Below are 11,903 nucleotides of genomic sequence, written 5' to 3' on the forward strand. Positions count from 1 at the left end.
GAATTGAATCAATGCCGCACATTTTGATCGTCGAAGACGAAACCATTATCCGCTCTGCCTTGCGTCGCCTGCTTGAACGTAATCAGTACCAGGTCAGCGAAGCCGGCTCGGTGCAGGAAGCCCAAGAGCGGTTCAGTATTCCCACGTTCGACCTGATTGTCAGCGACCTGCGCCTGCCCGGCGCGCCGGGCACCGAGTTGATCAAGCTCGGCCAGGGCACCCCGGTGCTGATCATGACCAGCTACGCCAGCCTGCGCTCGGCGGTGGATTCCATGAAGATGGGCGCGGTGGACTACATCGCCAAGCCGTTCGACCACGATGAGATGCTCCAGGCCGTGGCCCGTATCCTGCGTGACCGCCAGTCGGCCAGCAGCGCTACGGCCGAACAGCGTCCCGCTGGCAAGGCGGCCAACGGCGCCGACAAGCCGGGCGTCGACAACAGCAATGGCGAGATCGGCATCATCGGCTCCTGCCCACCGATGCAGGACCTGTACAGCAAGATCCGCAAAGTGGCGCCGACGGACTCGAATGTGCTGATCCAGGGCGAGTCGGGGACCGGTAAGGAACTGGTGGCCCGCGCCCTGCACAACCTGTCCAAGCGCGCCAAGGCACCGATGATCTCGGTGAACTGCGCGGCAATCCCCGAATCCCTGATCGAGTCCGAACTGTTCGGCCACGAGAAAGGCGCGTTTACCGGCGCCAGCGCCGGACGCGCGGGCCTGGTGGAAGCGGCGGACGGCGGCACGCTGTTCCTCGACGAAATCGGCGAACTGCCCCTGGAAGCCCAGGCGCGCCTGCTGCGTGTACTGCAAGAAGGCGAAATCCGCCGGGTGGGTTCGGTGCAATCGCAGAAGGTCGATGTGCGCCTGATCGCGGCCACTCACCGCGACCTCAAGAGCCTGGCCAAGATCGGCCAGTTCCGTGAAGACTTGTATTACCGCCTGCATGTGATCGCACTCAAGCTGCCGGCCCTGCGGGAACGGGGTGCCGACGTCAACGAGATCGCCAATGCGTTCCTGTTGCGCCAGAGCGCGCGCATCAACCGTACCGACCTGCGGTTCGCCGCAGACGCCGAGCAGGCGATTCGGCACTACTCATGGCCGGGTAACGTGCGGGAGTTGGAGAATGCGGTCGAGCGTGCGGTGATTCTGTCGGAGAGCCCGGAAATTTCCGCCGAACTGCTGGGTATCGATATAGAGCTCAGTGACCTGGAAGACGACGACTTCATCGGCCTGGCCCCGCAACAGGGCGCCGCCGGCAATACCAGCCATGAACCGACGGAAGATTTGTCACTGGAAGACTACTTCCAGCATTTCGTCCTCGAGCACCAGGACCACATGACCGAGACCGAACTGGCGCGCAAGCTGGGCGTAAGCCGTAAGTGCCTGTGGGAACGGCGCCAGCGCCTGGGCATTCCACGGCGCAAGACCGGAGTGGCCAGCGAAAGCTGAGGGCGCGCGCCCGCAGGTAACACCCACCAATGTGAAAAAACTGTTACCGCGGATATTTCGCGTAACAAAAGCCGGGGCTTACGGTAACGAAGCCCCGGCTTTTTTTTCGCCGCCAAACAGCCAAAAACCCCTCAACCCCCTGGTTTTGCTGGTCGGCGCAAAAGTTGGCACGCACCCTGCTATATGCTTAGTACAAAAACAATAACAAGCTTTGTACAAGACAATAAAAATAAGACGAATCGACTCACGCACAATAAAAACAACACGGCGGAGGCGCAGCTAACTGATTCTTTTGGAGAGGCGTTGCATTTGGGGCTTGCCCCGCAACCAGGCCGAGAACAACAAAAACTGCCCTAAGGCAGAGCCTGAACTGGTTGGATCGTAGATCAGCAACACAGCGACCAAAGCAATCCGTTTGCTCTTGACTCCCGATTGGGAGTGTCATGAAGGTCACACTTCATGGCGAGGGCGATCAACAAAAACAAAAAGCCCGAAACCAATAATAAAAATAGAGCACGCAACTACTTCTGGGGGAGCTTCGGCTCCCCTTGTAGTTTCCGGTATTTGACGTTTTTAGGCTTATGGCGCAAGGCCTGTAGCTTGTTCCTACACCATCCCCCGACTAAATGCTAGAATCCCGGCCCATCATGCGGTCATTCTTCGTTATGGCCGAACATTCCTTCAAACAGTGCATCCCATGCTGAAGAAGTTGTTCCAGTCATTCCGTTCTCCCTTGCGTCGAACGCAACACAAACGCAGCACGCCTGAAGTGCTCAACAGCAGCCAACATTCGCTGCAACGCGCTCAGTTCAGCCGTTATGCAGTGAACATCGTCGAACGTTTGCAGAACGCCGGTTACCAGGCTTATCTGGTGGGCGGCTGTGTACGCGACATGTTGCTCAATATCACACCCAAGGACTTCGACGTCGCCACCAGCGCCACGCCCGAGCAAGTGCGCGCCGAGTTTCGCAATGCGCGCATCATCGGCCGCCGCTTCAAGCTGGTGCATATTCACTTTGGCCGCGAAATCATCGAGGTCGCGACCTTCCGTGCCGGTCATCCGCAAAACGATGAGGAAGAAGACACCAATCAGTCTTCCCGCAACGAAAGCGGACGCATCCTGCGCGACAACGTCTACGGCACCCTGGAAGAAGACGCGCAGCGCCGCGACTTCACCATCAACGCCCTGTATTACGACCCGGTCAGCGAGCGCATCCTCGATTACGCCAACGGCGTACACGATATTCGCAACAACCTGATCCGCCTGATCGGCGACCCGACGCAGCGCTACCAGGAAGACCCGGTACGCATGCTGCGGGCGGTGCGTTTCGCCGCGAAGCTGAACTTCGGTATCGAGCGCCACACGGCTGCACCGATTCGCGAACTGGCGCCGATGCTGCGGGAAATCCCCTCGGCGCGCCTGTTCGAAGAAGTGCTCAAGCTGTTCCTCTCGGGCTACGCCGCCGATACCTTCGAAATGCTCGTCGACCTGCAGTTGTTCGATCCCTTGTTCCCGGCGAGCGCCGAAGCACTGGAATACAACCCGACGTATACCCACACCCTGATCAGCGAAGCGTTGATCAACACCGACCTGCGCATCAAACAGAACAAACCGGTCACCCCGGCGTTCCTGTTTGCCGCCCTGTTGTGGCCGGCCTTGCCCAAACGCGTACTGCGCCTGCAGGACCGTGGCATGCCGCCGATCCCGGCCATGCAGGAAGCCGCTCACGAGTTGATCGCCGAGCAGTGCCAGCGCATCGCCATCCCGAAACGCTTCACCCTGCCGATCCGCGAGATCTGGGACATGCAGGAACGCCTGCCGCGTCGCAGTGGCAAGCGCGCCGACCTGTTGCTGGAGAACCCGCGCTTCCGTGCCGGCTACGACTTCCTGCTGCTGCGTGAAAGCGCCGGCGAGCAGACCGACGACCTGGGCGAATGGTGGACCGACTACCAGGACGCCAATGACAGCGAGCGCCGCGAGATGATTCGTGAACTCGGCAGCAAAGGCGATGGCGTCGGCGAAGGGCCCAAGAAGCGCCGTCGCAGCGGGAGCAAACGCAAGCGCAGCGCCGCCGATGCCTCGGGCGCCGCAGGCGAATAAACGTGGAACGCATCTACATCGGCATGGGCAGCAACCTGGCGGCCCCGGAGCAACAATTGCGCAATGCTATCGAGGCGTTGGCGCAATTGCCGGGCACTACCGTCGCCGGGGTGTCGGCCTTCTATCAAAGCGACTCCCTGCTCCCCGGCCAACCGCGCTACACCAATGCGGTCGCGGCCCTGGACAGCTGCCTGGCGCCACTGGAACTGCTCGATGCGCTGCAAGCCATCGAGAACGACCAAGGCCGCGAGCGCCTTGAGCGTTGGGGCCCACGCACGCTCGACCTGGATATCCTGCTGTTCGGCGACCGCCTGATCGACGAACCACGCCTGCAAGTGCCGCACTATCAGATGCACCTGCGCGCCTTCGTGCTGTACCCGCTGGCCGAACTGGCCCCAGCCACCCTGCAATTGCCCGATGGCCGGCGCCTCAGCGACCTGCTCGCAGCCTGCCCGTTTGTCGGCCTGGAACGCATGCCTGCGCTCAGCACCCAGCGTTGATCAGCCACTGCTGAATCGCATCAGTAACAGCGGTAACACCACCGTCGTAACAATGCGGTAACACATGCAATTGACTTCCCGTGTCCTCCTCACGACTATAGGCGTCCCGCTGCCGCCAACCGGCGCTAAAGGGCGCAATCCAGGCCTTATAAGCACTGCTCTCAAGAAAGTGCGCCTGTATAAACGAAGACTCACGCGCGTTACTCGCTGTTTCCATGCGCCTGAACGAGGACCCTTTTCATGCCAGACGTTACCCTGACCACCTTGCAGAGCCTCAAGCTCAAAGGTGAAAAAATCACGATGCTGACCTGCTATGACGCCACCTTCGCCCACGCCTGCTGCCAAGCCGGTGTCGAGGTGTTACTGGTGGGCGACTCCCTCGGCATGGTGCTTCAAGGGCATGACAGCACCCTGCCCGTCACCACGGATGAACTTGCGTACCACACCGCCAGCGTCAAGCGCGGTAACGACGGCGCCTTTATCATCGCCGACCTGCCGTTCATGGGTTACGCCACCGTCGAACAGACCTTCCACAACGCCGGCAAATTGATGCAAGCCGGCGCGCACATGGTCAAGCTCGAAGGGGCCGCCTGGCTCGCCGACTCGATCCGCATGCTGGCTGAACGCGGCGTGCCGGTGTGCGCGCACATGGGCCTGACACCGCAGTCCGTGAACATCCTCGGCGGCTATAAAGTCCAGGGCCGCAACGAAGCCCAGGCGCGCCAGATGCGTGCCGATGCCATCGCCCTGGAACAAGCGGGCGCCGCGATGATCGTGCTCGAATGCGTGCCCAGCGAACTGGCCGCGGAGATCACCCATGCGGTCAAAGTGCCGGTGATCGGCATTGGTGCCGGGTCGGCCACCGACGGCCAGGTCCTGGTGCTGCACGACATGCTCGGCCTGTCGATGACCGGCCGGGTACCGAAGTTCGTGAAAAACTTCATGACCGGCCAGGACAGCATCCACGCCGCGTTGAGCGCATACGTCGCCGAAGTCAAAGGCGTGACCTTCCCAGGCGCCGAACACGGATTCTCTGCATGAACACCGTAAAAACCCTACGTGAACTGCGGGCCGCCGTTACCCATGCCCGCAGCGCCGGCAAACGTATCGGCTTTGTGCCCACCATGGGCAACCTGCACAGCGGCCACGCGGCCCTCGTGGCCAAGGCGGCCCAACAGGCGGATTTCGTGGTCGCGAGCATCTTCGTCAACCCGCTGCAATTTGGCGCCGGCGAAGACCTGGACAAGTACCCGCGTACCCTCGCCGCCGACCAGGAAAAACTCCTGCAAGCCGGCTGCAACCTGTTGTTCGCGCCAAGCGTCGAGGAAATGTACCCCAGCGGCATGACCGGCCAGACCCGCGTCAGCGTGCCGCAATTGTCCGAAGGCCTGTGCGGCGCCAGCCGTCCCGGGCACTTTGAAGGTGTGGCCACGGTGGTCAACAAGCTGTTCAACATGGTCCAGCCGGATATGGCCGTGTTTGGTCAGAAGGACTACCAGCAACTGGCCGTGATTCGCGCCATGGTCCATGACCTGAACATGCCGATCCAGATCATCGGTGAACCGACCGTGCGCGCCGAGGATGGCCTCGCGCTGTCATCGCGCAACGGTTACCTCACCGCCGAGCAGCGGGCCGTTGCGCCGACGTTGTACCGCAGCCTGAGTCAGATTGCCGCCGCCATCAAAGGCGGCGACCGCGACTTCGCCAAACTGCGTGCCGAACAGGTCCAGCAGATCGAAGCCGCCGGCATGCGCGTGGATTACCTCGAAGTGCGCCAAGGCGTCCACCTGCGCCCGGCTATGGCCGAGGATCGCGATGTAGTGATCCTGGTCGCGGCCTACCTGGGCGCGACGCGTCTGATCGACAACCTGCATCTGACCCTCGACTGACCCCCTGCCCGTTGCCCAGCCTGATGCGCCGGTATAAAAAAGTACCGGCCACAGCGCAGACAAAGCCAAGACATATCGACACGCTAGGTTTAATGTATTCGCCCTGCGCTATGGTTAGCGCTGTCCGGAACCCATTGCTTGATGAAAGACTGGATGTTTCGGGCTTTGAAGTGTCCTAAAGGCAGTCCCCGTAATAAAAGGAAACCCGCAGCGATGGCGTACTACCGCACCCCTCATGACGTTACCGCTCTGCCCGCCTGGCGAGCGCTCAATCAACATCGCCAAGCCATGCAGGATTTCAGCATGCGCGACGCGTTCAATGCCGATCCTCAGCGTTTTTCCCAATTCACCTTGAGCAGCTGCGGGCTTTTCCTCGATTACTCGAAAAACCTGATCACCAGCGAAACCCGCAACCTGCTCGTGGACCTGGCCAAGGAAGTCGACCTTAAAGCCGCGATCGACGCGCTGTATGCCGGCGAGCCGGTGAACTCGTCCGAGGGTCGCCCTGCCCTGCACACCGCCCTGCGCCGCCCAGTGGGCGACAAGTTGTCGGTCAACGGCGTGAACATCATGCCGGACGTACACAAGGTGTTGAACCAGATCACCGACCTCGTGGGCCGCATCCACGACGGCCTGTGGCGCGGCTACACCGAGAAGCCGATCACCGACGTGGTGAACATCGGCATCGGTGGCTCGTTCCTCGGCCCGGAGCTGGTCTCCGAAGCGTTGCTGTCCTACGCCCACAAAGGCGTGCGCTGCCACTACCTGGCGAACATCGACGGCAGCGAGTTCCACGAACTGACCATGAAGCTGCGCGCCGAGACCACGCTGTTCATCGTCTCGTCGAAATCCTTCAACACCCTCGAAACCCTGAAAAACGCCCAGGCCGCCCGCGCCTGGTACCTGGCCCAGGGCGGCTCGGAAGCCGAGCTGTATCGCCACTTCATCGCCGTATCGAGCAACAACGCGGCCGCCGTGGCCTTCGGTATCCGCGAAGAAAACATCTTCCCGATGTGGGACTGGGTCGGCGGCCGTTACTCGCTGTGGTCGGCCATCGGCCTGCCCATCGCCCTGGCCATCGGCATGTCGAACTTCAAGGAGCTGCTGTCCGGTGCCTACACCATGGACCAGCATTTCCAGAACGCGCCGTTCGAACAGAACATGCCGGTGCTGCTCGGCCTGCTGGGTGTGTGGTATGGCAACTTCTGGGGCGCGCAGAGCCATGCGATCCTGCCCTACGACCACTACCTGCGTAACATCACCAAACACTTGCAACAGCTGGACATGGAATCCAACGGCAAGAGCGTGCGCCAGGACGGTACGCCGGTGTCCACCGATACCGGCCCGGTGATCTGGGGCGGCGTGGGCTGCAACGGTCAGCACGCGTACCACCAGTTGCTGCACCAGGGCACCCAACTGATCCCGGCCGACTTTATCGTGCCGATCGTCAGCTTCAACCCGGTCTCCGACCACCATCAGTGGCTGTACGCCAACTGCCTGTCCCAGAGCCAGGCGCTGATGCTCGGCAAGACCCGCAGCGAAGCCGAAGCCGAGCTGCGCGACAAGGGCCTGCCGGAAGCCGACGTGCAGAAGCTGGCCCCGCACAAGGTGATCCCGGGCAACCGTCCGAGCAACACCCTGGTGGTCGAGCGCATCAGCCCGCGGCGCCTGGGCGCACTGGTCGCGATGTATGAACACAAAGTGTTCGTGCAAAGCGTGATCTGGGGCATCAACGCCTTCGACCAATGGGGCGTGGAGCTGGGCAAGGAACTGGGCAAGGGCGTCTACAACCGCCTGACCGGCGCCGAAGAAAGCCTGGCCGACGATGCGTCGACCCAGGGCCTGATCAACTACTTCCGCGGTCGTCACCGCGGCTGACGTCGGTCACACAGGGCCGGCGTCCATTCGGACGTCGGCCTTGAACCCGCCCCCGACTGGGTGCATCTTTATGACTTGTCGCAAAAACAAGAATAAGGATCGCTCATGTTCGATATCAGCATGTTTCCCATCGCCGATGCCGTCCGCCGGGCTGCGCAACTGAGTCAAGAGGACTATCAGCGCCTCTATCGCCAATCCATCGAACAGCCGGACACGTTCTGGGCCGAACAGGCCAGGCGCTTTCTCGACTGGACCACGCCCTGGCACACCGTCAATACCTCGGACATCCAGACCGGCGCCACCCAATGGTTTGCCGGCGGCCAATTGAACGTCAGCTACAACTGCATCGACCGCCACCTGGCGCAACGCGCCGAGCAACCGGCCTTCATCTGGGAGGGCGATGATCCGACAGCGTCTTCCACCATCACCTACCGCCAACTGCATCAAAACGTCAGCCGCCTGGCCAATGTGCTGAAAAGCCGTGGCGTGAAAAAAGGCGACCGGGTGTGCATCTACATGCCGATGATTCCGCAAGCGGCCTACGCCATGCTCGCCTGTACGCGGATTGGGGCGGTGCATTCGGTGGTGTTTGGCGGTTTTTCACCCGACGCCCTGCGCGACCGCATTCTCGACGCCGACTGCCGCACGGTGATCACCGCCGATGAAGGCGTGCGCGGCGGCAAGCCGGTGGCGTTGAAACAAAATGTCGACAAGGCCCTGGCCAGTTGCCCGAACGTCAGCACCGTGCTGGTGGTAGCGCGCACCGGGGCCGCCGTGAACTGGAGCGAAGGCCGCGACCTCAACTATCAACAGGCCGTGGATGCCGCCAGCGATGACTGCCCACCCGAGCCGATGGACGCCGAAGACCCGCTGTTTATCCTCTACACCTCCGGCAGCACCGGCAAACCCAAGGGCGTGCTGCACACCACCGGCGGCTACCTGCTGCAAGCCGCGATGACCTTCAAGTACGTGCTCGACTACCGCGACGGCGAAGTGTTCTGGTGTACCGCCGATGTGGGTTGGGTCACCGGCCACAGCTACATCGTGTACGGCCCGCTGGCCAACGGCGCCACCTCGCTGATGTTCGAAGGCGTGCCCAGCTACCCGAGCAGCTCGCGCTTCTGGCAGGTCATCGACAAGCATCAGGTCAATATCTTCTACACCGCGCCGACGGCCCTGCGCGCATTGATGCGCGAGGGCCACGCTCCGTTGGAGAACACCTCCCGCGCCAGCCTGCGCCTGCTCGGCAGCGTCGGCGAGCCGATCAATCCGGAAGCCTGGGACTGGTACTTCAACGCCGTCGGCGAACAACGCTGCCCGATTGTCGATACCTGGTGGCAGACCGAAACCGGCGGCATCATGCTCAGCCCGCTGGTCAGCGCCCAGCGCATCAAGCCCGGCTGCGCGACCCAACCGATGTTCGGCGTGCTGCCGGTGCTGCTCGATGAGCACGGCAAGGAAATCAACGGCCCGGGCAGCGGCGTGCTGGCGATCAAATCCAGCTGGCCGGGGCAGATCCGCAGTGTCTATGGCGACCCGCAGCGCATGATCGACACCTACTTTAAACCCTACCCCGGTTATTACTTCACCGGCGATGGCGCGCGGCGTGACGAAGACGGCGACTACTGGATCACCGGGCGCATCGACGATGTGATCAACGTCTCCGGCCACCGTATCGGCACCGCCGAGGTGGAAAGTGCCCTGGTGTTGCATGACTGGGTCGCCGAGGCTGCGGTGGTGGGCTATCCCCATGACGTCAAAGGCCAGGGCATCTATGCGTTCGTCACGCCGATGAATGGCGTGGAGCCCAGCGATACACTGAAAAAACATCTGCTCGAACTGGTCAGCAAGGAAATCGGCAGCTTTGCCAAACCGGAACTGATCCAATGGGCCCCGGCCTTGCCGAAAACCCGCTCGGGTAAGATCATGCGACGCATTTTGCGCAAAATAGCCTGCAACGAGCTGGACAGCCTCGGAGATACCTCCACCCTGGCCGACCCCAGCGTGGTCGCCGGCCTGATCGACAAACGCCTGAACCGATAGGAACCCGCGCGTCGCCATGGAATTTATCCGCAGCCGTATCGAAACCCAGTTGATGAGCCTCACCGGCTTGTCGCTGGGCCAGTTGGACCTGGAAAACCCCAAGGGCGACCCCGGCCTGTTCGGCCCGGACTCGGTCAGTTGGCAAGTGCATGGCGATTTCAGCAGCATGCTCATCGGCGGCATCAGCGCCTTGATGCTGCAAGCCTTGCACCCATTGGCGCTGGCTGGCGTGTGGGACCATTCGAACTTTCGCCAGGACATGCTCGGGCGCCTGCGCCGCACGTCGCAGTTCATTTCCGGCACCACCTTCGGCTCGCGCAAAGACGCCGACTGGCTGATCGAGAAAGTACGCACCATTCACCTGCAGGTTGTCGGCCATGCGCCCGACGGCCGCGCCTACGCGGCCAGCGACCCGCAGTTGCTGACCTGGGTGCATGTGGCGGAGGTCAGCAGCTTCCTCGCCGCGCACGTGCGTTATCGCAACCCGCAGCTGTCGGGGCGCGATCAGGATCGTTACTACAACGAAATCGCCCTGGTCGCCGAACGCCTGGGCGCGCGGAATGTGCCGCGCTCACGCGAGGAAATTGCGGATTATCTGGCGCGCATCCGTCCACAATTATTGTGCGACGCGCGCAGCCGCGAAGTGCTGCGCCTGCTGCTCGAAGCCCCGGCGCCCAGCACCCTGGCCAAACCCTTTGGCGCCCTGATGATGCAGGCCGGGATCGACCTGCTGCCGGCCTGGGCCGCCGACATGCTGGGGCAACACCCGAGCCCGCTGCAACGCCAGCTGGTGCGTGCCGGGGTCAAGCGCAGCGCGCCGGTGCTGCGTTGGGCGATGCGCAATGGCTCGGTGCAGCGCGCGCATCGGCGGATGGGGTTGATGTAGGCGACGCTCCATAACTGCTAAACTCCGCGCCCACATTTACCCAGCAAGGCGCGCTCCATGTCTCCCCTGAACCAGGCGCTGCGCGCCGCCCTCGATCATCGTCAAGGCCTGATCAGCGAGTTGCACGCCCAAGGCACCGACTGTTACCGGCTGTTCCACGGCAGCCAGGAAGGCGCCGGTGGCCTGACCATCGACCGCTATGGCCCGCAACTGCTGGTGCAGAGCTTCCACCAACCGCTGGAAAGCGCAGACTTGCTGGACCTGCATCAACTGATCAGCCAGTACATGGGCCTGGAATTGCTGCTGGTGTACAACGACCGTTCCCGTGGCAACTCGCGGATCGACCGCGAAGACACGGTCTACCGCGCCACACCGCAAGCGCTGCAGGACCTGGTCGGCCACGAATGGGGCCTCAATTACCGCGTGCGCGGGCGCCATGCCGGGCAAGACCCGTTGCTGTTCCTCGACCTGCGCAACACCCGCGGCTGGGTCAAGACACACAGTGCCGGCAAAAGCGTACTGAACCTGTTCGCCTACACCTGTGGCGTGGGCCTGAGCGCCGCGGCCGGCGGTGCCCGTGACGTGTGCAACCTGGATTTTGCCGAAGGCAACCTGGCGGTCGGCCGCGAAAACGGCCTGCTCAACCCGCAACTGGCACCCATGACGTTCGTGCAATCCGATTATTTCCCGGCGATTCGCCAGCTGGCCGGCCTGCCGATCACTCAGCGGCGCGGGCAGAAACTGCCGAGCTATCCGCGCCTGGAACCGCGTCAATATGACCTGGTGTTGCTTGACCCGCCGGCCTGGGCCAAGAGCGCCTTCGGCACCGTCGACCTGTTGCGCGACTATCAAAGCCTGCTCAAGCCGGCGCTGTTGGCAACCGCCGATGACGGCGTGCTGATCTGCTGCAACAACCTGGCAAAAGTGAGCATGGACGATTGGCGTGAGCAGGTGCTACGTTGCGCCGAGAAAGCCGGGCGTCCGGTGCGCGACTGGCAAATCATGCCTCCTGGCGCCGACTTTCCGTCGCAAGACCAGCAACCTCCGTTGAAGACTCTGATCCTGCAGTTATAGGAATTTTCTGAAAGAGGGTGGCTCTTCGGAACCGAAAACCCGTGCCATACTCCAAGGCACTCCTGTTCGACATAGATGGCG

The 11,903-nt window shown here is 62.2% G+C and carries 9 protein-coding genes; all 9 read left to right on the forward strand.

Features of this window, described 5'->3' with window-relative positions:
* Positions 1–11: 11 nt before the first annotated feature.
* Positions 12–1,451, forward strand: coding sequence for a sigma-54-dependent transcriptional regulator (locus LQ249_RS26630; RefSeq protein WP_017847436.1), 1,440 nt, complete (start codon positions 12–14; stop codon positions 1,449–1,451).
* 697 nt (positions 1,452–2,148) lie between these two features.
* On the forward strand, positions 2,149–3,552 hold the full coding sequence (locus LQ249_RS26635; RefSeq protein WP_046382050.1) for a polynucleotide adenylyltransferase PcnB: 1,404 nt from the start codon (positions 2,149–2,151) through the stop codon (positions 3,550–3,552).
* A 2-nt stretch (positions 3,553–3,554) separates the two neighbouring features.
* Positions 3,555–4,052: a 2-amino-4-hydroxy-6-hydroxymethyldihydropteridine diphosphokinase gene (gene folK / locus LQ249_RS26640; RefSeq protein ID WP_017847434.1), complete on the forward strand. Its 498-nt coding sequence runs from the start codon at positions 3,555–3,557 to the stop codon at positions 4,050–4,052.
* A gap of 240 nt (positions 4,053–4,292) precedes the next feature.
* Positions 4,293–5,093 carry a 3-methyl-2-oxobutanoate hydroxymethyltransferase gene (panB, locus tag LQ249_RS26645; protein ID WP_046382049.1) on the forward strand — a complete coding sequence of 267 codons (801 nt, stop codon included), beginning with the start codon at positions 4,293–4,295 and terminating at the stop codon, positions 5,091–5,093.
* Positions 5,090–5,941 (forward strand): pantoate--beta-alanine ligase, encoded by an 852-nt coding sequence (gene panC, locus LQ249_RS26650; RefSeq protein ID WP_057005455.1) that lies wholly within the window; start codon positions 5,090–5,092, stop codon positions 5,939–5,941. Before panB ends, panC begins: the two co-directional genes overlap by 4 nt.
* A 213-nt stretch (positions 5,942–6,154) precedes the next feature.
* On the forward strand, positions 6,155–7,819 hold the full coding sequence (gene pgi / locus LQ249_RS26655; protein WP_017847431.1) for a glucose-6-phosphate isomerase: 1,665 nt from the start codon (positions 6,155–6,157) through the stop codon (positions 7,817–7,819).
* A 105-nt stretch (positions 7,820–7,924) separates the two neighbouring features.
* On the forward strand, positions 7,925–9,862 hold the full coding sequence (gene acs, locus LQ249_RS26660; protein WP_126588582.1) for an acetate--CoA ligase: 1,938 nt from the start codon (positions 7,925–7,927) through the stop codon (positions 9,860–9,862).
* Between the two features lie 16 nt (positions 9,863–9,878).
* Positions 9,879–10,748 (forward strand): oxygenase MpaB family protein, encoded by an 870-nt coding sequence (locus LQ249_RS26665; protein WP_046382047.1) that lies wholly within the window; start codon positions 9,879–9,881, stop codon positions 10,746–10,748.
* Between the two features lie 57 nt (positions 10,749–10,805).
* Positions 10,806–11,822 (forward strand): class I SAM-dependent rRNA methyltransferase, encoded by a 1,017-nt coding sequence (locus tag LQ249_RS26670; RefSeq protein ID WP_046382046.1) that lies wholly within the window; start codon positions 10,806–10,808, stop codon positions 11,820–11,822.
* The last annotated feature ends 81 nt before the right edge of the window (positions 11,823–11,903 follow it).

This window comes from Pseudomonas sp. 7-41 (genome assembly GCF_021233075.1).
Taxonomy (GTDB): Bacteria; Pseudomonadota; Gammaproteobacteria; order Pseudomonadales; family Pseudomonadaceae; genus Aquipseudomonas; species Aquipseudomonas veronii.

What these genes read in the sequence shown, in the direction of transcription:
- LQ249_RS26630 (WP_017847436.1), top strand. Translation starts at nt 12, where the DNA reads ATGCCGCACATTTTGATCGTCGAAGACGAAACCATTATCCGCTCTGCC.
- LQ249_RS26635 (WP_046382050.1), top strand. Translation starts at nt 2,149, where the DNA reads ATGCTGAAGAAGTTGTTCCAGTCATTCCGTTCTCCCTTGCGTCGAACG.
- panB (WP_046382049.1), top strand. Translation starts at nt 4,293, where the DNA reads ATGCCAGACGTTACCCTGACCACCTTGCAGAGCCTCAAGCTCAAAGGT.
- panC (WP_057005455.1), top strand. Translation starts at nt 5,090, where the DNA reads ATGAACACCGTAAAAACCCTACGTGAACTGCGGGCCGCCGTTACCCAT.
- pgi (WP_017847431.1), top strand. Translation starts at nt 6,155, where the DNA reads ATGGCGTACTACCGCACCCCTCATGACGTTACCGCTCTGCCCGCCTGG.
- acs (WP_126588582.1), top strand. Translation starts at nt 7,925, where the DNA reads ATGTTCGATATCAGCATGTTTCCCATCGCCGATGCCGTCCGCCGGGCT.
- LQ249_RS26665 (WP_046382047.1), top strand. Translation starts at nt 9,879, where the DNA reads ATGGAATTTATCCGCAGCCGTATCGAAACCCAGTTGATGAGCCTCACC.
- LQ249_RS26670 (WP_046382046.1), top strand. Translation starts at nt 10,806, where the DNA reads ATGTCTCCCCTGAACCAGGCGCTGCGCGCCGCCCTCGATCATCGTCAA.